The 23158-nt window shown below is 54.8% G+C and carries 19 protein-coding genes; 10 read left to right on the top strand and 9 right to left on the bottom strand.

Features of this window, described 5'->3' with window-relative positions:
- The first annotated feature begins 1 nt into the window (after position 1).
- A complete protein-coding gene (locus tag HV107_RS06135; protein ID WP_182062475.1) occupies positions 2-952 on the top strand; it encodes an iron-siderophore ABC transporter substrate-binding protein in 951 nt (316 codons plus the stop codon).
- Entirely contained in the window at positions 949-1836 is an 888-nt protein-coding gene (locus tag HV107_RS06130; RefSeq protein WP_182062474.1) for a MurR/RpiR family transcriptional regulator, read from the top strand. Before HV107_RS06135 ends, HV107_RS06130 begins: the two co-directional genes overlap by 4 nt.
- Positions 1837-1930: 94 nt before the next feature.
- On the opposite strand, the gene HV107_RS06125 is transcribed toward HV107_RS06130, so the two are convergent.
- Positions 1931-2785 carry an AraC family transcriptional regulator gene (locus HV107_RS06125; protein WP_182062473.1) on the bottom strand — a complete coding sequence of 285 codons (855 nt, stop codon included), beginning with the start codon at positions 2783-2785 and terminating at the stop codon, positions 1931-1933.
- 166 nt (positions 2786-2951) lie between these two features.
- Here HV107_RS06125 and HV107_RS06120 point away from each other — a divergent pair, with 166 nt between their 5' ends.
- Genes HV107_RS06120 through HV107_RS06110 form a run of 3 tightly spaced genes read left to right on the top strand, consistent with a single transcriptional unit; the run spans position 2952 to position 7286 of the window.
- Positions 2952-4769 carry a DUF2264 domain-containing protein gene (locus HV107_RS06120; protein ID WP_182062472.1) on the top strand — a complete coding sequence of 606 codons (1818 nt, stop codon included), beginning with the start codon at positions 2952-2954 and terminating at the stop codon, positions 4767-4769.
- 33 nt (positions 4770-4802) lie between these two features.
- Complete coding sequence (locus HV107_RS06115; RefSeq protein WP_182062471.1) at positions 4803-6071, top strand: oligosaccharide MFS transporter; 1269 nt, start codon at positions 4803-4805, stop codon at positions 6069-6071.
- A gap of 27 nt (positions 6072-6098) precedes the next feature.
- Positions 6099-7286, top strand: coding sequence for a glycoside hydrolase family 88 protein (locus HV107_RS06110; protein ID WP_182062470.1), 1188 nt, complete (start codon positions 6099-6101; stop codon positions 7284-7286).
- 63 nt (positions 7287-7349) lie between these two features.
- On the opposite strand, the gene HV107_RS06105 is transcribed toward HV107_RS06110, so the two are convergent.
- The 4 genes from HV107_RS06105 to qseB all read right to left on the bottom strand — a co-directional run bounded on the left by HV107_RS06105 (position 7350) and on the right by qseB (position 10388).
- Positions 7350-7664 (bottom strand): putative quinol monooxygenase, encoded by a 315-nt coding sequence (locus HV107_RS06105; RefSeq protein WP_182062469.1) that lies wholly within the window; start codon positions 7662-7664, stop codon positions 7350-7352.
- Positions 7665-7694: 30 nt separating this feature from the next.
- On the bottom strand, positions 7695-8276 hold the full coding sequence (locus tag HV107_RS06100) for an NAD(P)H-dependent oxidoreductase (RefSeq protein ID WP_182062468.1): 582 nt from the start codon (positions 8274-8276) through the stop codon (positions 7695-7697).
- 106 nt (positions 8277-8382) lie between these two features.
- Positions 8383-9732 (bottom strand): quorum sensing histidine kinase QseC, encoded by a 1350-nt coding sequence (gene qseC / locus HV107_RS06095; RefSeq protein ID WP_182062467.1) that lies wholly within the window; start codon positions 9730-9732, stop codon positions 8383-8385.
- Positions 9729-10388, bottom strand: coding sequence for a quorum sensing response regulator transcription factor QseB (qseB, locus tag HV107_RS06090; RefSeq protein ID WP_182062466.1), 660 nt, complete (start codon positions 10386-10388; stop codon positions 9729-9731). Before qseB ends, qseC begins: the two co-directional genes overlap by 4 nt.
- Before the next feature lie 138 nt (positions 10389-10526).
- Here qseB and HV107_RS06085 point away from each other — a divergent pair, with 138 nt between their 5' ends.
- Positions 10527-10928 (top strand): YgiW/YdeI family stress tolerance OB fold protein, encoded by a 402-nt coding sequence (locus HV107_RS06085; RefSeq protein WP_014071765.1) that lies wholly within the window; start codon positions 10527-10529, stop codon positions 10926-10928.
- A 53-nt stretch (positions 10929-10981) separates the two neighbouring features.
- Here the strand turns inward: HV107_RS06085 and HV107_RS06080 are convergent, their stop codons facing one another.
- From HV107_RS06080 to tssD, 3 genes are read right to left on the bottom strand one after another with little or no spacing between them, the layout of a single operon-like run.
- Positions 10982-11665, bottom strand: a complete 684-nt coding sequence (locus tag HV107_RS06080; RefSeq protein ID WP_182062465.1) for a DUF2931 family protein — start codon at positions 11663-11665, stop codon at positions 10982-10984.
- A gap of 14 nt (positions 11666-11679) precedes the next feature.
- Positions 11680-12363 carry a DUF2931 family protein gene (locus tag HV107_RS06075; RefSeq protein WP_182062464.1) on the bottom strand — a complete coding sequence of 228 codons (684 nt, stop codon included), beginning with the start codon at positions 12361-12363 and terminating at the stop codon, positions 11680-11682.
- A gap of 2 nt (positions 12364-12365) precedes the next feature.
- Positions 12366-14345, bottom strand: a complete 1980-nt coding sequence (gene tssD, locus HV107_RS06070) for a type VI secretion system tube protein TssD (protein ID WP_182062463.1) — start codon at positions 14343-14345, stop codon at positions 12366-12368.
- 274 nt (positions 14346-14619) lie between these two features.
- Between tssD and parC the strand changes: the two genes are divergently transcribed.
- The 3 genes from parC (at position 14620) to ftsP (ending at position 19252) form a co-directional block, all read left to right on the top strand.
- Positions 14620-16878 carry a DNA topoisomerase IV subunit A gene (gene parC, locus HV107_RS06065; protein WP_182062462.1) on the top strand — a complete coding sequence of 753 codons (2259 nt, stop codon included), beginning with the start codon at positions 14620-14622 and terminating at the stop codon, positions 16876-16878.
- A 165-nt stretch (positions 16879-17043) separates the two neighbouring features.
- A complete protein-coding gene (gene plsC, locus HV107_RS06060; RefSeq protein ID WP_182062461.1) occupies positions 17044-17781 on the top strand; it encodes a 1-acylglycerol-3-phosphate O-acyltransferase in 738 nt (245 codons plus the stop codon).
- A 58-nt stretch (positions 17782-17839) separates the two neighbouring features.
- Complete coding sequence (gene ftsP, locus HV107_RS06055) at positions 17840-19252, top strand: cell division protein FtsP (protein WP_182062460.1); 1413 nt, start codon at positions 17840-17842, stop codon at positions 19250-19252.
- A gap of 34 nt (positions 19253-19286) precedes the next feature.
- Here the strand turns inward: ftsP and HV107_RS06050 are convergent, their stop codons facing one another.
- A complete protein-coding gene (locus HV107_RS06050) occupies positions 19287-20762 on the bottom strand; it encodes a TrkH family potassium uptake protein (protein WP_182062459.1) in 1476 nt (491 codons plus the stop codon).
- A gap of 202 nt (positions 20763-20964) precedes the next feature.
- On the opposite strand from HV107_RS06050, the gene HV107_RS06045 reads away from it, so the two are divergent.
- Positions 20965-23136: a YgiQ family radical SAM protein gene (locus HV107_RS06045; RefSeq protein ID WP_259349683.1), complete on the top strand. Its 2172-nt coding sequence runs from the start codon at positions 20965-20967 to the stop codon at positions 23134-23136.
- Positions 23137-23158 lie beyond the last annotated feature (22 nt).

Here is a 23158-nt window from a genome sequence, read left to right as displayed (position 1 = left end):
GATGCGCGTACTTTTTTCATTGCTGTTGCTGGTCGGGTTTTCGGTGAGTGCGGCAGAGCCGACTCAGGTGTTCACGGACGATCTGGGGCGCAAGGTTACCGTGCCCGTTCATCCGCAACGGATTGTTTCGCTGCACGATCTGGATATCACTATCCCCTTAATCGAGCTTGGCGCGCCTCCGGTTGCCAGCCACGGTCGCACGCGACCGGACGGCAGCCATTTTATACGCTCCAGTGGGATGTTAACGGGCGTTGATTTTGATAACTCCTCCATCAGGTTTATCGGCACCGCGGATATCGATATCGAAGCCATTGCTGCCGCAAAACCGGATCTGATCATCACCGAGCCGACCCGCAACACGCCGGTTGAGCAACTGGAAAAAATCGCCCCCACGGTGAGTATCGATCACCTCGATGGCGGTGCGCCGGAAATTTACCGCAAGCTGGCGCAACTGACGGGAACGCAGGCGCGGCTGAAGATCCTTGAGCGTCGCTATCAGGAGCAAATCAATGCGCTGAAAGCGACCATTGATACCCGCAAAATCACGGTGTCGGTGATTCAGGCTAATCAGGGCAAAATCACCGCCATGCACAGCTATCACTCCCTGGGACGCGTGCTGCGTGATGCCGGGTTCACCTTCCCGCCGCTTATCGAGAGTATCCCGGATGGCGGGCGTATTGACGTCAGCGCCGAGCGCCTGCCAGAGCTGGACGCCGATTTTGTCTTTGCTACCTGGCGTGGCGATACGGGCGGAAAACCGCAGGATGAGCTGGCGGCGATGGATGCGGTGATGCCTGGCTGGTGTCAGTTTCTGAATGCCTGTCGTACCGGGCGTTACATCCTGATTTCCCGTGAAGAGGCGATTTCAAACTCATTCGCTTCACTGGGGCTGATGGCCGCTCAGGTGCAGTCTCAGATAGCGGGGCGTCCGCTGCCGGAGGCCTCCAGGTGATCAGAAAAGACAAAGCGCGGGTAGACGTATATGGCGAACGCTTCCGATCCCGCGGGCATCAGCTGACACCGCGCTTGCTGCTGGTGGCGCGGTATATCAATGAAAACCGTGAGGCAGTAATGGAGCAGACGGCAATGGAAATCGCCACGCTGCTGAAAACCTCCGATGCGACCGTGGTCCGTGCCATTCAGGCGCTGGGCTTTGCCGGGCTGCGCGACCTGAAGCAAACGCTGGAGCAGTGGTTTGGCCCGGTGGTGAACTCCAGCGAAAAGATGTCCACCACGGTGAATACCCTCACCAGCGACGTGAACGCGAGCATCGATTTTGTGCTCGAAGGGCATCAACACACCTGCGATGTGTTGTCTGAGCCGGGTAACCGTTACGCGATGGCGCAGGCGGTGTCGCTGCTGGCGCAGGCACGGCAGGTCGCTATTTTTGGCATTGGCGCATCCGGTATTCTGGCCGAATACACCGCGCGACTGTTTAGCCGTATTGGTCTGCCCGCCACACCCCTTAACCGTACTGGCATTGGCCTGGCCGAGCAGCTGATTGCGCTTCAGCGGGGTGACGTGCTGGTGATGATGGCACAGAAATCTGCTCATCGGGAAGGGCAAACCACCCTGCGTGAAGCCAGGCGTCTGGGCATTCCGACCATCCTGCTGACTAACGCGCTGGAGTCGCGCTTCAGTAAAGAGGCAAGCGTGGTCATCCACGTGCCGCGCGGCGGCGAGAAAGGCAAAATCCCGCTGCATGGCACCGTGCTGCTGTGTCTGGAGATGATTATTTTGTCCGTGGCCTCAACCGAGCCGCAGCGCACCATTAAGTCGATGAAGCGCATCAACGAGTTTCATCGCGGGTTAAAGCCGGGGAAGAAGAGCGGTTGATAAAATGCCCGGCGGCGCTGCGCTTGCACGGGCCTACGGTTTTGTCGTTTTGTAGGCCCGGTAAGGCGTAGCCGCCACCCGGCAATAACCCCGCTCAGCGGTCAGCATGGTTCTTCCGGTACTGCAACGGCGTTTCGCCAATCCCCTTCCTGAATGCACTGATAAACCAGGTCACGTCGGAAAAACCCACCTGTTCGGCTATTTCACGTACGCTGGCATCCGTGTGCAGCAGGCATTCGCACGCCTTCCGCAGCCTGATAGTGTTCAGATAGTCGTGGATCTTCTCGCCCGTTTCAGCATGGAATTTTCGCGACACGTAGCTTCGTGACTTCCCCAGCTCTTCGGCCAGCGCATCCAGCCTGAATTTTTCCCGATAGTGTTCATCGAGCCAGAACATCACCTGGCTTGCGATCCCGTGGCTGCTGCCGGGTGCTCCGTCATTATCACCGGGTAACATGGCAAACAGGCTAATCAGCAGGCTGGCAATATTTTCACTGTTAAGGGGCTGAACGCTGGCGCGCTTTGCATAGCACTCCAGCAGGTGATCAATGTGCGCGTGGCTGGCAAACACATCCGCGACCCATGCCTCCCCGCCACGGCGTGAGAGCTTTTGTAATCGTTGCAGGGTCTGCGGGAAATCACGCAGTACCTTCAGCACCGCATGGGGATCGAGGTGAATAATGGTGCGTCGATAAATCGCCTCTGCCTGCTCATCCACCATCACTTTGTGAAGGGTAAAGGGTGGGAAGAAAAACAGTCGCCCGGGGCGCATGGTGTAGTGGCGGTTATCAACAATCGCCACGCCAAATCCTTCCTCCACATACAGAATTTCCAGACACTGATGCCAGTGGTGATAACGCACGGTATTGGCAAAGAGTCGGCTAAACGACGCAATGGCATCGTTTAAGGTGATCAGCTCAAGATGATCGGATTTTAGCGTGTCGCGCATAGTGCAATAAAACTCAACTTTTCCCCGTCTGACTATCTTTATAAACCACCTTTTTAAATTTTCTCAACTGCGAGTTTATTCATCACTCTCTCCTGTGACATGGCTAACATTTCTGCCCCCCGAGGATTCACTATGCTTTGCCGCAGTTGATGACGAGGACAAGCCTATGTCGGCGGTAAATAAAGAAAAATCAAATCCATTGTCTTCCCGCCAGGATGTAGTGGCGGCGTTAAATACCCTGCTGAGTGCGCTGGATACGCAGTTTCCGGCAGGTCATTCGCGCTTTTCGCTGGGGGATACCTGTGCGCATTACGCTACGGATATCGCGCAGATGGAGGGGCTTTCTCGAGCATTGTGGGGGCTATTCCCGCTGATGGCATCCGGTGAAACCACCGCGTTTAGCAACAAGTACATTGCGGCTATCCGGTCTGGTACCGATCCGCACAGCGAGGGCTATTGGGGGGAAACCGCGCCTTACGATCAGCGTCTGGTAGAGATGGCGTCGTACGGGCTGGGGCTGTCACTGTTGCAGGACACACTCACGTCGCAGTTCACGGAGCGCGAGTTGATGAATCTGCACACCTGGCTGAACCAGATAACAGATGCCCAGATGCCGGACAGCAACTGGAACTACTTTGCCATTATGGTTCAGCTTGGGTTTAAACGCGCCGGGCTGCCGTTCAGCCAACGGGCCATCGATGAGCGTTTTGCGATGATGGACGCCTACTATCTGGGTGATGGCTGGTATTCCGACGGCCCGGGCCGACCGAAAGATTATTACATCTCGATGGCGTTCCACTTCTACGGTCTGATTTACGCGACCCTGAGTGGTGATGAACCGAGGGCGACCATTCTGCGTGAACGCTCGCGTCTGTTTGCCACGGACTTTATTTATATGTCTGCCGCTGATGGCGCGTCGGTGCCGTTTGGCCGTAGCCTGACCTACCGCTTTGCGATGGTTGCCTTCTGGAGTGCAGTGGCCTTTTCCGGGCTGGAGGTGTTCACGCCGGGTATCGTGAAAGGGATTGTTCTGCGCCATCTGCGCTGGTGGCAACAGCAGCCCATTACCGATCGTGACGGTATTCTGACGCTCGGCTTTGCCTATCCCAACCTGGCGATGTGTGAAGACTACAATTCCCCTGGCTCACCGTACTGGGCGCTGAAAACATACCTGATCCTGGCTCTACCAGAGACTCACCCGTTCTGGCAGGCCGAAGAGCAGCCGTTGCCCGCGCTTGCTGAAAAACAGGTGATCCCCCATGCCCAACAGATCCTGATACACGCGGACGCATCGCAGCATGTCACGCTGCTCACCGCCGGGCAGCTTGAACTGAATAACTACGTCAATACCGAAGCCAAATACACCAAATTTGCCTACTCCAGCCATTTTGGTTTCACCATTGAACGCGGGCGTTATGGCCTGAAGCACGCCGCCTGTGACTCCATGCTGCTGCTGGCTGACGGGGATAACTACTTCCGCGGTCGCCGCGGGTGTGACGCGGTGCGGGTGGATGAACATTACCTCTATTCACGCTGGTCACCGTGGCACGACGTCCATATCGAAACCTGGCAAGTCCCGTTCGGGGAATGGCATTTGCGCCTGCACCGTATCAACAGCGCCCGCGTCCTGCAAACGGTGGAAGGGGGCTTTGCCGTGATGAAAACCGAACACCAGCTCCGTGAGCGCGGCTGTTACCTGGACGCACAAAACGGCAGCAGCGCGATTGTGTGTCTGTCGCCAGAACTGATGCGCCAGCCGGACAGCATCGTGACGCCGCCGAACAGCAGCATTATGTTCCCGGAGTGCGCCTCTGTTCCGCTGCTGAAAACCGATATCCCGCAAGGGGAAAGCTGGCTGTGTTGTGCCGTCATCGCCAGTGAAAAACAAAAACACTACGCGGCAGTGCCGCAACTGAACATTACTCATCACCAGGTCGTTATCCGCGAACCTGGAGGCGAACGTCAGCTGTCGTTCACATTATAAAAACTCTGGCCCCTACACGTCGGCGAGGATGATATGGAAAATACATCTACGAATAACAGAACCGAATATTACAAAATAAGCAGTTTTATTTTTCTCTATTTCTTTACCTGGTCGGCCAGTATTGGCCTGCTGGCAATCTGGCTCGGACAAAAAGCCAATCTCAGCGGCACGGTTATCGGTACGGTATTTGCGGTTAACGGTGTGTTCTCCGTTATTCTGAAACCCATCTACGGTTATATTCTCGATAAGATAGGCATGAGCAAATACCTGCTCTATTTTGTGGTGGCGATGTCTGCCCTGATGGCACCGTTCTTTATTTATGTTTACCAGCCGCTGTTAATGTCCAACACCCTGCTGGGGATTATCATCGGTGCGCTCTATTTAAGCTTTGCCTGGTATGCGGGTGTGGCGGCGTGCGAATCCTACTCTGACCGCTTCAGCCGTTTAAACGGTATGGAATTTGGGCAAATTCGTATGTGGGGTTCGCTTGGCTGGGCGGTGGCGTCCTCTTTCTCTGGCCTGCTGTTCAACCTCTCTCCGGCCTATAACTTTATCATGGGCAGCGTGACATCGGTCATTATGCTGGTGGTATTGATTAGCCTGAAAGTGAACACTAACTCCGCTCATGCAGGCGAGGTGTTAACCAAAGAAAAAATCGCCCCGGCGGATGTCTACGCCCTGCTGCGTAGCCGTAAGTTCTGGGCCTTCTGCCTGTATGTGGCAGGCGTGGCGTGGATGATGTTTATCGCTGAGCAGCAGTTCTCGCGTTATTTCGTTACCTTCTTTGATGATATTCATCAGGGTAACGCGGTGTTTGGCTATCTGGGCACGGTGCAGTCGGGGATGGAGTTCATCATGTATATGGTGATCCCACTGTTTGTGAATTTCATTGGCGCCAAGCGCGGGTTATTGATTGTGGGGCTAATTGTTGGCGCGCGGCTGATTATTTCTGGTCTGTGTGATTCCCATTTATTAATTTCCGTCCTGAAACCACTCTACGGTCTGGAAATCTGCCTGTTGCTGGTTTCAGTATTTAAATATATCGCCGAGCATTTCGATAAACGCGTTAATGCCACCATGTATTTACTGGGGTATCAGGCGATGCTGTATGTCGGCAACGTGGTTGTCTCTTCACCCGCAGGCTTACTGTATGACCGCATCGGTTTTGAACAAACCTATATCATCATGGGTGCTACGGCGCTGACCTTTACCCTTATTTCTGCATTTACGTTATCTGCCTGCCAGTGCAAATGGCGCAGCGCAAAGGCGCTGAATGTTGCAGAGCAAAATCCATCTCGCTAATGAAGCCGTCAAAGAAGGAACCGAAATATGTTAAGTCGTATCACTGAAGAGCGCCTGCCCGCTATTCCTGCACCCGTCGATCCGCGTGCGTTTGGTGATGAACTGAGTTCGGCGCGCCGCCATATCCTCGACCTGATTGGCCGTCATTTAACGGCGTTCGGTGAGCGCTTCCCGGCGGAAACCTGTAAAGAGGGTTTTTATCCGCTGACGGACAACGTGGAGTGGACGACCAGCTTCTGGACCGGGCAGCTTTGGCTGGCGTGGGAGATGAGCGGGGATGAGAAATTCCGTGCGATGGCGGAAAAACATGTGCGTTCATTTGGTCTGCGTATCGCCGGGCGTAACGACACCAACACCCACGATTTAGGCTTTTTGTATACGCTCTCCTGCGTGGCAGCCTGGCGGCTGACCGGCAACCGTGAAGCGCGCGGTTTCTCTCTGCTGGCGGCAGAAGCGCTGCTTGAGCGCTTCCACGACAAAGCGAAAATTATTCAGGCGTGGGGCGATCTGGCCGACCCTGAACAGGCCGGGCGGATGATAATCGACTGCAACATGAACCTGCCGCTGCTCTACTGGGCGAGCGAACAGACGGGCGATCCCCGTTTTGCCGATGCGGCGAAAGCCCACGTGATGCAGGCGGCGACTTACCTGATCCGTGAAGATGCCTCGACGTTCCACACTTACTATATGGATGTGGTCACTGGCGCGCCGCGTTATGGCAACACCCAGCAGGGCTATGCTGATGACTCTTGCTGGTCACGCGGGCAAGCGTGGGGGATTTATGGTTTTCTGCTGAGCTACATCTATACCGGTGATGAGACGATGATCGCCCTGTCTAAACGGCTGGCGAACTACTTCCTTAACCGCCTGCCGGAAGATTACGTCTGCCACTGGGATCTGGCGCTGGTGGGAACCGATGCGCTGCGCGATTCGTCATCGGCGGCTATTGCGGTGTGCGGGTTGCTGGAGCTGGTGAAACATCTGCCGGAAACGGATCCTGACAGGGCGCATTATCTGGAGTGGGCGAAAGGGATCATGTCGTCACTCACAAAACACTACCTGATGGGTAAAGACGAGAAGGGCAACGGGCTGCTGAAACACTCGGTCTATCATCTGGCGAGCAACAAAGGGGTGGATGAGTGCGCAAGCTGGGGGGATTACTTCTACGTTGAGGCGCTGGTGCGGTTTACCCAGAGCTGGAAGCTGTACTGGTAGACGATAAAACAAAGCCCGGTGGCGCTAACGCTTACCGGGCCTACGGTTCAGGGTCAACCGAACTTAAACCCCTTGCTCCAGAATACGGATATGGGTTTCCAGCACGTCACCTTTCACCGCATCGCTCCACGCTTTCATGTGCGCGGTTTGCAGGTGTGCTTCAAGGTGTGACACGGTTTCCCACAGTTCAACCATAATGATTGAATCGGGTGCAGTCGCCTGGAAGCTGGCGTTTGTCGCGGCATCGACCATTGGCGCGTAGCCGTGGCAGCCTTCTTCTTTCAGTACGGTCGGGATAATCTTCGCGAACTGATCCAGCACCGCCTGGCGGTGATGTTGACCTGGACGAGTACGGATTTCAGCAATAACGGTAAGCATGGTTAACTCCTTCTAATTCCAGGCTACCAGTTAAGCAAAAATCTCGCCGAGATGCTTGCGATATTCTGCGATATAGCGCGGGACGTCCGGCATTTTAATTACGTCATTGACGATAAAGGTCGGCAGTGGGTCCATCCCCAGGAACTGGTTTGCTTTGTGGAACGGCAGATATGCACCGTCTACGCCCACGCCTTCAAAGAACTGGTCTTTATCGGTGAAGGCTTCCATTGGCGCGTTCCAGGTCAGCGACAGCATGTATTTTTTGCCCTGAATCAGGCCGCCAGAGCCGTATTTTTTAGACCCATCTGAACGGGTACGACCGTCGCTGGCATACAGTGAACCGTGGCCTTCGGTGAACACATCGTCTATGTACTTTTTCACCGTCCACGGCGCGCCCATCCACCAGCCTGGCATCTGCCAGACAATCACATCCGCCCACAGGAAATTCTGCACTTCTGCTTTGATGTCATAGTCGCTGTCTGCGCGTACAACTTTAACATCATGCCCGGCGTCGCGCAGGAAACCGTCCGCGACCTCGGTCAGGGTGTCATTCAGTTGGCCTTTAGAGTGCGCGAACTCTTTCGCGCCGTTGATAATCAGGAGGTTGCTCATTGTTTGTCCTCGTTAATGCAATGCTGGCAACAATTCTACGCGCGAGGGCGAAGCGATAAAATGAGCAAAATGTGCAAAGTCTTTTGCCTGAGAAGCAATAATGCGGCTACCAGCTCACCTTTACTTCACATCCGCCTTCCGGTGCATTGCCCAGAGTGACGTGCATCCCGTGCAGCGCAGCAATGCGCTTCACGATAGATAACCCCAGGCCGCTGCCCGTTTCAGTCTGCCCCGGCGGGCGGTAAAAGCGCTCGCCGATCCGCGCCAGCGCATCGGGTGCAATCCCCGGCCCGTTATCACGCACGGTAAAACTGCGGGCGTCGAGCGTTACGTTCACCACGCTGCCGCGCGGACTGTAACGCACGGCGTTGTCCAGCAGATTACGCACCAGCAGGCTGAGCAAAAGCTGCTGCCCGGTATGCGTGGTCTGCGGGGCATTGACCTGAAGCCGCACGTCGATGCCTGCCTGCTGCGCGGGATGATAACAATCCATCACGGCGGATTGCAGCACATCGGCCATCGGCAGGGTTTCAACGTCATCCAGGTTTTCCAGAGAATCCAGGCGCGATAGCGTCAGAAGCTGATCCACCAGGCGCGATGCCCGGTCAATCCCAGCGTGCAGCTGCGCCAGGGCGTTAGCCTGCAACTGCGGGTCATCCAGGGAAAGCTGCGCCACATCGGTGTGTACTTTCAGCGCAGTGAGCGGGCTACGCAGTTCGTGAGCGGCATCAGACGTAAAACGGCGTTCACGGCTCATCATCTCCTGGGTGCGCATGAACAGATGATTGAGCGCATCAAGCAGCGGTCGAACTTCGGTCGGCACGCCGCCGGTCGGCAGCTTGTCGGTGGCATCCGGCGAGCGTGAGCGTAGGGTTTGCGCCAGATTTTTCAGCGGCTTCAGTTCCCGACTCAGCAGCACGATAAGCAACAGCAGCATGACGGGTAGTGCCACCATCCACGGCATAAGCTGCGAACTGACAATATCCAGCGCCATTTCCTGACGGTATTCCCGCTCCTGGCCGACCACCACCCGGTATTTGCCGTCTGGCGCGGTGAGCCATAAAAAACGCCACGCGTCGTTATCGTCTTTCAATAGCCCGTTGTCGAACCCCTCGCGGCGATAGTGATACGGAATATCACGGCCATTTTCACCGTCATTCAGCAGCATTTTTCCGTCGGGGGAGTAGATAGCGAAAGCCAGCGCGTCATCGTCCAGGCGGCCATGTTTGGCCTTTTTCGGGAGCTCACGCATCCGTTCTGGTGCATGGATCTCGTCCAAATTCATGGTCAACAGCCGTTTGGCAAACAGCATTTGTTGCGTATCGAACAGCTTATCGAGCTTGTGCGAGGTCTGCTGCCAGGCCACCACGCTGGCGGCAAACCACGCCGTCAGTGACAGCAATAAAAAGAGGAGCGTCAGGCGCAGTTTCAGGCTCAGGCGTTGAGTCAGTTTCATGCGTCACCCAGGGTGTAGCCGATGCCGTGCACCGTGCGGATAAAATCAGTGCCGAGCTTGCGGCGCAGATGATGGACGTGAACTTCCACGGTATTGCTGGAGACATCATCGTCCCAGTTGTAGAGCTTTTCTTCGATGAGTTTGCGCGGCAGCACGCGCCCGGCGTTGCGCATCAGCAGTTCCAGCAGCGCGAACTCTTTGGGTTTGAGCGCCAGAGTTTCGCCGTTGCGTGTGGCAATCAGGCTTGTGGGATCAAGCACCACGCTGCCGTGGCGCAGTTCACTGCGCGCCTGACCGTGGCTGCGGCGTACCAGCGCTTCAAGCCGTGCAGCCACTTCTATCAGGGCGAAGGGCTTGCAGAGATAGTCATCTGCGCCAAGACGCAGGCCTTCAACCCGCTGGTTGAGCGCATCCCGCGCCGTTAAAATCAGCACCGGCTCGCTGCGGCCGTTTTCACGCCATGCACGCAGGATATCAAGACCGTCGATTTCCGGCAGCGTCAGGTCGAGTACCACGGCATCGTAGGGGGCTGCGTACAACGCGGCTTTGCCCGTTTTACCCTCGGTAAACCAGTCCACACTAAAGCCCATTTTCGTCAGCCCGGCTTTAAGGCCATCGCCAATCAGCCTGTCGTCTTCTACCAGTAAGATGCGCATATTCCCTCCTTGATAACGCCAGTAAACCCTCTGGGCAAGCCTGCTGTACAGCAATAATAAATAAATTTTCCCCTTAAGAAGTTGTTAAGGATTACCCTGTTTAATGGACTGCGAACCGACATTAAAGGGAGAGATAAAATGAAAAAATTCGCTGCTATTGCTGCCATCATGATGATGACCACGGCTCCGCTCTTTGCGGCAGAAGGGGGCTTTACTGGCCCAACAGCCACCACTGCGAAGACGCAAACTCAGCAGGGCGGTTTTATTGATAACGACGCCAACCTCACCACCGCGCTGAAAGTCAAAGAGATGAAAGACGATAGCTGGGTGAAACTGCGCGGGAACATCACGCAGCGCCTGTCTGATGACCGCTATACCTTCCGCGATGAAACCGGCACCGTCAATGTGGAAATCGACCACAAACGCTGGAACGGCGTGACGGTCAGCCCGCAGGATAAAGTGGAGATCCAGGGTAAGGTCGATAAAGAGTGGAACGATTTCGAAATCGACGTGAAGCAGGTTACCAGGCTGAATAAATAACCGCTGGGTGATATGCAAAAAATGCCGATCGGTCGCCGATCGGCATTTTTTTATTAATCCCAGTTCCCGTAAGGGTAGGTTTTGCCTTTGATAAATTCCTGCGTTTCGGGGAGGAAGGTAAAACTGCCGCCGGGTACGACATAGTCTTTGCAGAGGGTCAGGTCTTTGCCGGAGCGGGTCATCAGCTTCAGGGGCTTGACGCGGAGGCTGGGGCGTCCGCCAACATCTGATAACCAGACGTTGACTTTACCGCCGGGGGAGAGGCCAAACACCATGCTGTCGTACCAGACCGTTCTTCCCGTCGGGCTGATATGATCAGCTGGGACTTTCATGCGCAGCCAGGTGTCGGGCCCGAATACGGCGCTTGTTTCGTAGGTTTGCTGGTCAATATAGGAATCCCAGCAGAAGACAATATACTGGGGTGGTTTTTTGACTTTGTTGAAATTAACGCTCCCGCCAAAAGTGACATCTGTCCATTTATCGACGGATTCAGAGTCGCGAGAAGTCGAGTCAAGCGTGTTAAACGTATACAGATAACCATCTGTGTCGATCACGCGGACATGAAGCGCTTCTCCCGGTAGTTCATAGGGGGTAATAAAAGAAAAATTCCACTCTCCATATGGCAGCGTCCAGTCTCCGCTGGCGGCCTGATTTGACTGTAACGGGTGTCGCTTTTGCGGGCTGCATCCCGCAGCGATCAGCAACAGCGTGAGTATCAACAGGTTATTTATTTTCATTGGTATTATCCCTGTTAATCCCAGTTTCCGTAGGGGTAGGTTTTGCCTTTTATGAACTCCTGCGTTTCGGGGAGAAAATTAAAACTGCCGCCGGGTACGACATAGTCTTTGCAGAGGGTCAGGTCTTTGCCTGAACGGGTCATTAGCTTCAGGGGTTTGACGCGGAGGCTGGGGCGTCCGGCGACATCGGGGAACCAGATATTGACTTTGCCACCAGGGGACAGGCCGAAGGTCATATTGTCGTACCAGACTAAGTCCCCATTACTCCAAATATGATCAGCAGGGGTTTTCATGCGCAGCCAGGTGTCGGGTCCGAATATGGCGCTGGTTTCGTAGGTTTGCTGGTCAATATAGGAATCCCAGCAGAAAACAATATACTGGGGTGGATTTTTGACTTTGTTGAACTGGTCACCAAATCCATGTGCGCTTTTAGCCCATTTCGGGACGGAATCAGGGTCAGGGGAAGCCTGGTCCAGAGTGTTAAAAGTATACAGATAACCATCCGTATCGATCACCCTGGCATGTAGGACCTCAGACGGTAACTCATAAGGGGTGATAAAAGAAAAGTTCCATTCACCATACGGCAGCGTCCAGTCACCGCTGGCGGCCTGATTTGACTGTAACGGGTGGGTTTTAGATGGGCTACATCCTGTAGCCGTCAGTAGCAGCGCAAGCGCCAGTGCGTGTGGTCTTTTCATCGTTATTTTCCGTCCATGTTGTAGATTTTTCTGACCCAGTTACTGTCCGGTCGGTTCACAAAGCCGATGGTTTCAGAGATGGAGGCTCCACCCCGTAAGTCTCCGGACGCCTGGAGCTCCACCGCGTTCCAGTGAGCTGCGCAGTGGATATACTTCCGGGCAATCATATCCACCTCTTCTGTTGTAAAACCGGCTATTTTTTTACCCAGACGAGCCGCTTTTCCCATCAGCCGGGCATGGTCGCTGAACGCCTTCAGTTCATCCGGTAGCCTGTGCGTACTGACCTTGTCGACGTCTGCAAGTATCGCCCCGGCCTCAACTGCCGCATCGAACATGACCCGCAGTACCACCTTCGACCAGTCAAAAAAGACCGTCCGGTGGCGCAGGGTCAGGGCGGCGAATGTGCGTTTTTGCCGTTGGCTGTAGTGGTCGTCGGGTACCCGGTCGTCTTCCCATATTTCGGGAGTGATCTTACTGGTCCGTATAATGGGCAGGATGGCGGGGGAGCGTCCCAGCACGTGCAGTTGCGCGATTGCCTGCTGGTAAACATGCGACTGCGATCCGGGCTGATTTTGCGGCAGGGTTTCCACCTGTGGGCGCGTAAGAAAGAGGTCTTCCCGCAGTTGCGGCAAATAACCGCCACCGATATCGGAATGCACGCCGGGGAGCGCCAGTTCCGGCCAGGCGCGGGCAACGCTGTTAAGGGCGAAGTTATAGCGACACTCGTGCTGGGCGGTGAGATGAAACACCTTCTGCGCCACGCCGGGGCGAAGCTGGATATTAACGCTGCCGGTATCGGCGCTGTGCGGATCGAGTCCATTTGCTACTGTGCCGACTGCCGCCACGGTGTCCATAATGCCGAGAAAGCGGGTGATTCCGGCAGGTGCGCCGCAATAACTAAATTTGCGCATACCCGTCGATATAGCACTGATAATAGCGCTGTCTTCAGCCTGTATTCGGTTGGCGAAGTGGCGTGCAGCGGCCGCGCCGCGGCTGAAGCCGAAGATGTCGAAATACAGCGCATCGACGACAAATTTCCCGTTAAGTCGGGAAAGAGCGGTATTTATTTTAGCGGCCAGTTGCGCTACCGCATCGTCAGTTTTGGCAATAATTCCTGTCTCGGCTGTGCCTAGTCCTATATCAATCACGTTATCAGGCTGACCCGCCCGGGTGCCAATTCCTTCTATATACAGCCTGTGTTGCACGTAACTGCTATTTTCAGGAAATTGCCAACGATACAACTCATTCAACCAGTGAATGTTCGTGTAATACCCAAGATAACTGGTCGCCCCAATCCCGCTGATCCCCATCTTCTCTGACGCATTTCTGGCAAGAATGCTTGCAGCATCAGGCCCATCAATCTCAAAGTGCTGCGCCGTCAGCGCTTCGAGCATATTTCGGGTGTTCACCGCGTTGTTGCCGGTACCGTCAAAGAATATGCCCAGCACCAACGTCACCTTGCGTTCTGGCAACTCTTCGGGCAGGAGGGTCTTCTGCACCACCGGGAAGAGCTGGTTATAACGCTCCGGCGTCAGCAGATAAGCAAACTCGGTGCCGGCAATCAGGTGGCGACTCAGAATATAATCATAATCCACCGAGATATATTCATAATCTAAATCGTTCATCCTTGAGTTCAGATAAATGGCGTTTATCGTCGCACCGCGAATTTCAATCAGATAATATTTCTCCAGTCGTCCGTATTGATTGGTCCGGTAAATATCAAACGTCATATTAAGACGTTCATTATTATTAATGGCATTGCTGAGTAACGGAGAGCTTTTATCCAGGAGTTTGCAAAATTGCAGGCCGCGGTGGTTAACACGGCCATTGGCGCCGTCTGTCGCCTGCATCAGGCTGAATACGAAGATCTCATCTTCATGTCCCTGTTGATAGCGGTTACCAACGGAGCCCTGTGAGCCACAGCCAGCAGAAATCTGTCCCTGAATATCACCCTCAAGCGTTAAATAAATAAGGTTGCTCATTTATTTTTCCTGAGTGTATTTTTTCAGAAAGAAGCATAATTATAAAGTTAAATCATTAATCGGCTATTTATCACATTACGCAGTAATCGTTATGGGTTATTTAAATGTAAAAGGAAGCGCTAATAAAATAAATATCGATCAAACCCTTTGCGCTACCCCCAAAAGGGCCACATACCTGGCCCTTTTTCTTTGTGACTCAACACGCCAGATAGGGTAGTATCTGCGGCAATATTGCCTGAAACCGGCAGGTTTCTGAGTTGAGGAATCACATTTAATGAGCGATATGGCAGAGCGCCTCGCGCTACATGAATTCACGGAAAACGCCTACCTGAACTACTCCATGTACGTCATCATGGACAGGGCGTTGCCGTTTATCGGTGATGGCCTGAAACCCGTTCAACGACGCATCGTCTATGCAATGTCTGAACTGGGCCTGAGTGCCAGCGCTAAGTTCAAAAAATCCGCCCGTACCGTGGGTGACGTACTCGGTAAATACCATCCGCACGGCGACAGCGCCTGTTACGAAGCGATGGTGCTGATGGCGCAGCCGTTCTCTTACCGCTACCCGCTGGTAGACGGGCAGGGGAACTGGGGGGCGCCGGACGATCCTAAGTCATTCGCAGCGATGCGTTATACCGAATCCCGCCTGTCTAAATACGCCGAAGTGCTGCTGGGCGAGCTGGGTCAGGGAACCGTTGACTGGGTACCAAACTTTGACGGCACGATGCAGGAGCCGAAAATGCTGCCTGCGCGCCTGCCGAACATCCTGCTGAACGGCACCACCGGTATTGCCGTGGGTATGGCGACGGATATCCCGCCGCATAACCTGCGCGAAGTGGCAAAAGCCGCCATCACTCTGATTGAACAGCCGAAAACCACGCTGGATGACGTGCTGGATATCGTGCAGGGGCCGGACTACCCGACCGAAGCTGAAATCATCACCTCACGTGCGGAAATCCGCAAAATCTATCAGAACGGTCGCGGCTCCGTGCGTATGCGTGCGGTGTGGACGAAAGAAGATGGCGCGGTGGTGATTACCGCGCTGCCACACCAGGTGTCCGGGGCGAAAGTGCTGGAGCAGATTGCGGCTCAGATGCGCAATAAAAAGCTGCCGATGGTGGACGACCTGCGCGATGAATCCGACCACGAAAACCCGACCCGTCTGGTTATCGTACCGCGTTCTAACCGCGTGGACATGGAGCAGGTCATGCACCACCTGTTCGCCACCACCGATCTGGAAAAAAGCTACCGTATCAACCTGAACATGATTGGCCTGGACGGGCGTCCGGCGGTGAAAAACCTGCTGGAGATCCTGACCGAGTGGCTGACGTTCCGCCGCGATACGGTACGCCGTCGTCTGAATCATCGTCTGGAGAAAGTGCTCAAGCGCCTGCATATCCTCGAAGGTTTGCTGGTGGCGTTCCTCAACATCGACGAAGTGATTGAGATCATTCGTACTGAGGACGAACCGAAACCCGCGCTGATGTCGCGCTTTGGGATAAGCGAAACCCAGGCCGAAGCCATCCTCGAACTGAAACTGCGCCATCTCGCCAAACTGGAAGAGATGAAAATTCGCGGTGAGCAGAACGAGCTGGAAAAAGAGCGCGATCAGTTGCAGGCGATTCTGGCGTCCGAACGCAAGATGAACAACCTGCTGAAGAAAGAGCTTCAGGCCGATGCCGAGGCCTTTGGCGATGACCGTCGTTCTCCGCTGCACGAGCGTGAAGAAGCGAAGGCCATGAACGAGCACGACATGCAGCCGTCTGAGCCTGTCACTATCGTTCTCTCTCAGAGCGGCTGGGTGCGTAGCGCTAAAGGTCACGATATCGATGCGCCAGGTCTGAGCTACAAAGCGGGCGACAGCTTTAAAGCAGCGGTGAAAGGCAAGAGCAACCAGCCGGTCGCCTTTATTGACTCCACTGGTCGCAGCTACGCTATCGACCCGATCACGCTGCCGTCTGCGCGCGGGCAGGGCGAGCCGTTAACCGGCAAGCTGACGCTGCCGCCGGGTGCCACCGTTGACCATATGCTGATGGAAGCCGACGAGCAGAAATTGCTGATGGCCTCTGACGCGGGTTACGGTTTTATCTGTACCTTTAACGACCTCGTAGCGCGCAACCGTGCCGGTAAAGCGCTCATCACCCTGCCGGATAACGCCCACGTTATGCCGCCGCTGGTGATTGAAAACGAAAGCGACATGCTGCTGGCGATCACCACCGCGGGCCGAATGCTGATGTTCCCGGTTAGCGACCTGCCGGAGTTGTCGAAAGGGAAGGGCAATAAGATCATTAACATCCCGTCGGCGGAAGCGGCAAAAGGTGAAGATGGCCTGGCGCACCTGTTCATTCTGCCGCCGCAGAGCACGCTTACCATCCACGTGGGTAAACGTAAAATTAAGCTCCGCCCGGAAGAGTTGCAGAAAGTGGTGGGTGAGCGCGGTCGCCGCGGCTCACTGATGCGCGGGCTACAGCGTATCGATCGCGTAGAGATTGACTCTCCGGCGCGAAGCCACGCGGGCGACAGCGAAGAGTAATCCCGTACCCATCCCCCTCCGTTCCGGAGGGGGTATTTCATTAAAATTTCCCGTAAAAACGTTGTTAATTCGTGCGTTGCGATTAACAATACGCGCTCGTAATAAAGTCCTTACCTGGCCACAGGTGAAGTATAATTGTCAGCTGTTGGGGCTTCAGAGGTCGCTATGCTATTCATTGTTCGTTTAATTCTTACCGTTATCTACTGCATTCTGGTCTGTATTTTCGGCTCTATTTACTGCCTGTTCAGCCCGCGTAACCCGAAGCATGTCTCGACCTTCGGTCACATGTTCGGTCGCCTTGCGCCGCTGTTTGGCCTGAAAGTGGAAAAACGCCTGCCGGAAGGCGCAGAAAACTTCGGTAACGCCATTTATATCGCTAACCATCAGAACAACTACGATATGGTGACGGCTGCTAACATCGTCCTGCCACCGACGGTGACGGTGGGTAAAAAGAGCCTGCTGTGGATCCCGTTTTTCGGCCAGCTGTACTGGCTGACCGGTAACCTGCTCATCGATCGTAACAACCGTGCGAAAGCGCACAGCACCATTGGGGAAATGGTGAATCACTTTAAAAAACGCAAAATCTCCATCTGGATGTTCCCGGAAGGGACGCGCAGCCGTGGTCGCGGCCTGCTGCCGTTTAAAACCGGTGCGTTTCATGCTGCAATTGCGGCAGGCGTTCCAATTATTCCTGTGTGTGTTTCCAATACATCTAATAAGATTAATCTTAATCGCCTGAATAATGGGCTGGTGATTGTCGAAATGCTGCCGCCGGTAGACACCAGCAAATACGGCAAAGATCAGGTACGTGAGCTGGCGGCACACTGCCGTGAACTGATGGCTCAGCATATTGCACTGCTCGACAAAGAAGTCGCAGAGAGAGAAGCCGCCGGTAAAATTTAATCCGGCGTGAAAGGGAAAACGAATTCCCGCGTTGTTAGTCGTTTCAGATGGAGCTTATATGTCACTCAGTCGGCGTCAGTTTATTCAGGCTTCGGGGATTGCCCTTTGTGCGGGTGCGATTCCGTCGACAGCCAACGCCGCCGGGCAGCAACCGCCGCTGCCCATTCCGCCGTTGCTGGAATCCCGTCGCGGGCAACCGCTATTCCTGACGCTACAGCGTAGCCACTGGTCTTTTACCCAGGGCACGCGCGCGCCGGTCTGGGGGATCAACGGGCGCTATCTTGGGCCAACCATTCGCGTGTGGAATGGTGATGACGTTAAGCTGATCTACAGCAACCGCACGTCTGAAAAGGTGGCCATGACCATCAGCGGGTTGCAGGTGCCAGGGCCGCTGATTGGCGGCGCGGCACGCATGATGTCACCTAACGCTGACTGGGCGCCGGTGCTGCCGATTCGTCAAAATGCCGCAACGCTGTGGTATCACGCCAATACCCCTAACCGCACCGGGCAGCAGGTTTACAACGGCCTGGCCGGGATGTGGCTGGTGGAAGATGACATCAGCAAATCGCTGCCGATCCCGAACCATTACGGTGTGGATGATTTCCCGGTCATTATCCAGGATAAACGCCTGGATAATTTCGGCACGCCTGAGTACAGCGAGCCGGGTAGCGGGGGCTTTGTCGGCGATACCTTGCTGGTTAATGGCGCGCAAAGTCCGTATGTCGAAGTGTCTCGCGGTTGGGTGCGGCTGCGTTTGCTGAATGCCTCCAACTCACGCCGCTATCAGCTGCAAATGAGCGATGGCCGCGCGTTACATGTGATTTCGGGCGATCAGGGCTTTTTACCTGCACCGGTTGCGGTCAAACAGCTGGCGCTGTCGCCGGGTGAACGTCGTGAAATCCTCATTGATATGACCAACGGGGATGAAGTGTCGGTCACCTGCGGTGAAGCGGCGAGCATTGTGGATCGCATCCGTGGGTTCTTTGAACCCTCAAGCATTCTGGTGTCGACCCTGGTGTTGACCCTGCGTCCTACCGGCCTGCTGCCGCTGGTGACTGATACCCTGCCGATGCGTTTGCTACCGCAGGAGATCATGAGTGGTTCGCCCGTGCGTAGCCGTGATATCAGTCTGGGTAGCGATCCGGGCATCAACGGTGCGCTGTGGGATGTTAACCGCATTGATATCACTGCTCAGCAGGGAACATGGGAACGCTGGACCGTGCGTTCAGACATGCCGCAATCGTTCCATATTGAAGGGGTGAACTTCCTGATCCGTAACGTGAATGGCGCGATGCCGTTCCCGGAAGACAGGGGCTGGAAGGATACCGTCTGGGTGGATGGCCAGGTTGAACTGCTGGTCTATTACGGCCAGCCTTCATGGCCACACTTCCCGTTCCTGTTCCACAGCCAGACGCTGGAGATGATGGACAGGGGTTCCGTGGGGCAGATGCTGGTAAACCCGGCACCGTAACCGCAACCACTATTCCCGGTTCGCCGGGAATAGTCTAGGTGCGCCAGAAAAAGCGCGTAAACAGGATCAGTACCGGGTAAATTTCAAGACGCCCTAATATCATCGCCGCGCACATCAACAGCTTCGCCCCTTCTTTCAGCGTACCAAATGTCGACGCCGTCTCACCAAATCCCAGCCCCATATTGTTGATGCAGGCAGCCACCGTGGCAAATGAGGTGAACAGGTCGTAGCCCATCAGGTTCAGCATCCAGACGAATAAGCCGGTAATCATCACGTAGAGGAAAAAGAAGCTCCATACCGAGCGCAGGACGCGTTCATTGACCACGCTTTTACCGACTTTAATACTGAGCAGTGCTCTTGGGTGGGCTAACTGCTTCAGCTCCTGAGCACACTGTTTGAACATGATGAGAAAGCGCAGCGCCTTGATGCCGCCGCAGGTAGAGCCTACACAGCCGCCAAAAAAGCTGGCGCTGAGTAACAGGAAGATAGTATGAGGGGGCCATTTGGCGTAATCCGCTGTCGAAAGGCCATTATCTGTCATCATCGAGCTGGCTAAGAAAAAAGCATGAACAAGGCTGTCGGTGGGGTTATACATCCCCGCAAACCACACCTGCCAGGCTGTAATGGCTATCACTATAGTGGCAGCCACCAGAAAAAACTTCACTTCCGGACTGTGGCGGATGGGCTTTAACGTTCGTCTGGTGATGACGACATACCAGAGGGTGAAGTTAAACGCTGACAGCAGCGAAAAGAGGCCCGCAACCAGCTCTACCGCGTGGCTGTCGAAGAAGCCAATACTCTCGCTGCGGGTAGAGAACCCACCCAGTGACACGGTCGAAAGCCCGTGGCAGAGCGCGTCAAAAAAAGACATCCCCGCCAGCCAGTAGGCGAAGGTGCAGGTTAAACCGAGAATTAAATAGGTCAGCCACAGGGTGCGGGCGGTATCTGCCAGTCTCGGGGTGAGACGCTCCTCCTTAAACGGACCAGGCATCTCGGACTGATAAAGTTTCATGCCGCCGATCCCCAGTAAAGGCAGGACGGCAACGGCCAGCACGATAACACCTAACCCACCAATAAAATTAAGCTGGGCACGATAATAAAGATAGGATTTGGGCAGGGCGCTGACATCACCAACAACGGTTGCACCGGTTGTGGTGATCCCTGAAACCCCTTCAAAAAGCGCATCGGCAAAGGAGAGCTGTAACCCGTCATCCATCCACATTGGCATGGCGCTAATCAATGAAAACAGCAGCCAGAACAGCACAATAATCACAAAACCATCGCGGGTGCGGAGCTGTATACCGGCGTGTTTTGTCGAACGCCAGGTGAGCCCACCGAGAGTGAAAAAAGCTAAAAAGGTGATTAAAAACGTAAAATAGCTACGCTCTTTATTCAGCAGGGCTATAACCATCGGCGGCAGCATAGAGAGGCTGTAAAGACAAACTAAAAAACCGCACAGGTGAAGCACAACCCGCAACTGGGATATGTTTAACGAAGCGTTGGACGTCACGGGCAACTCCCAGCCAGGTAACGGGTTTCTGAGGTTCAATGCCGGAGAAATATAGTGGATATTATGATCTAAAACTACGGATATGCTGGGATTTAACATCTTCCATGATTTTCTGTTTTGATCCTGCATCCTTTTCTTCATTTCTGGCAGATTAACAGCGTATAATCCCCGCCCTTTTGTTTATTTTTTCTTCGGAAGCATTATGAGCGCAATTTCCCTGATCCAGCCGGATCGTGACCTCTTCTCCTGGCCCCAGTACTGGGCAGCCTGTTTTGGGCCGGCGCCGTTTCTGCCGATGTCCCGTGAAGAGATGGACCAACTGGGCTGGGACAGCTGCGACATCATTCTGGTCACGGGCGATGCCTATGTCGACCACCCGAGCTTTGGGATGGCCATCTGTGGCCGAATGCTCGAAGCACAGGGCTTCCGTGTAGGGATCATCTCCCAGCCTGACTGGAACAGCAAAGACGCGTTTATGGCGCTCGGTAAACCGAACCTGTTTTTCGGCGTCACTGCCGGCAACATGGACTCGATGATCAACCGCTATACTGCCGACCGTAAGCTGCGCCATGACGATGCCTATACCGCCGATAACGTGGCGGGCAAACGCCCGGATCGCGCGACGCTTGTGTACACCCAACGATGCAAAGAAGCATGGAAAGACGTGCCGGTCATCCTGGGTGGCATCGAAGCAAGCCTGCGCCGTACCGCGCACTATGACTACTGGTCTGATACCGTGCGTCGTTCAGTGCTGGTGGATTCCAAAGCTGACATGCTTATCTTCGGTAACGGTGAACGTCCGCTGGTAGAAGTGGCGCACCGTCTGGCGCAGGGTGAGCCAGTCAGCGAGATCCGCGACGTGCGTAACACTGCGATCATGGTGAAAGAAGCACTGCCAGGCTGGAGCGGTGTGGATTCCCGTATCATCGATATGCCGGGCAAAATAGACCCTATCCCGCATCCGTACGGTGAAGATTTGCCGTGCGCGGATAACAAACCGGTCGAGCCGAAAAAAGCCGAAGCTAAAGCCGTTGTCGTGCAGCCGCCGCGTCCAAAGCCGTGGGAAAAGACCTATGTGCTGCTGCCGTCCTTTGAGAAGGTCAAAAGCGACAAAGTGCTCTATGCGCACGCCTCGCGTATTCTGCACCATGAAACCAACCCGGGCTGTGCCCGCGCGCTGATGCAAAAGCACGGCGAGCGTTACATCTGGGTTAACCCGCCAGCCATCCCGCTGTCGACCGAAGAGATGGACAGCGTCTTTGCGCTGCCGTACAAGCGTGTTCCGCATCCGGCATATGGCAACAGCCGTATCCCGGCGTATGAGATGATCCGCTTCTCGATCAACATCATGCGTGGCTGCTTCGGTGGCTGTTCCTTCTGCTCCATTACCGAGCACGAAGGCCGCATTATTCAGAGCCGCTCTGAAGAGTCGATCGTCAACGAGATCGAAGCCATTCGTGATACCGTACCCGGCTTTACCGGGGTTATCTCCGATCTGGGCGGCCCAACGGCAAACATGTATATGCTGCGCTGTAAGTCCCCACGTGCGGAGCAAACCTGCCGCCGTCTGTCGTGCGTCTACCCAAGCATTTGCGAGCATATGGACACCAACCACGAGCCGACGATCAATCTCTATCGCCGCGCCCGTGACCTGAAAGGCATCAAGAAGATCCTGATCGCCTCCGGTGTGCGTTACGACATCGCGGTTGAAGATCCGCGTTATATCAAAGAGCTGGCAACGCACCACGTTGGCGGTTACCTGAAGATTGCCCCGGAGCACACCGAAGAAGGCCCACTGTCCAAGATGATGAAGCCGGGCATGGGCAGCTATGACCGCTTTAAAGAGCTGTTCGACACTTACTCGAAACAGGCCGGTAAAGAGCAGTATCTGATCCCGTACTTTATCTCCGCGCACCCTGGTACGCGTGATGAAGACATGGTGAACCTCGCGCTGTGGCTAAAACAACGCCGCTTCCGTCTGGATCAGGTGCAGAACTTCTATCCGTCACCGCTCGCAAACTCAACGACCATGTATTACACCGGTAAGAACCCGCTGAGTAAGATTGGCTATAAGAGTGAAGATGTGGTGGTGCCGAAAGGGGATAAACAGCGTCGCCTGCATAAAGCGCTGCTGCGTTACCACGATCCGGCTAACTGGCCGCTGATCCGTCAGGCGCTGGAAGATATGGGTAAAAAACACCTGATCGGCTCGCGTCGCGACTGTCTGGTACCCGCGCCGACGCTTGATGAAATGCGCGAAGCACGTCGTCAGAACCGCAATACGCGCCCGGCGTTGACCAAGCACACGCCGATTGTGCATCAGCGTTCGAACGGCAATTCCAGTGCGAAGAAGCCAGTGAAGCGTAAAGCTTAGTGCAAAATGACAGTGGAATACC

It is taken from the genome of Enterobacter sp. RHBSTW-00175, assembly GCF_013927005.1.
Taxonomy (GTDB): Bacteria; Pseudomonadota; Gammaproteobacteria; order Enterobacterales; family Enterobacteriaceae; genus Enterobacter.
Note: the sequence above shows the minus strand (reverse complement) of the source record. Positions and strands in the feature narration are given on the sequence as shown.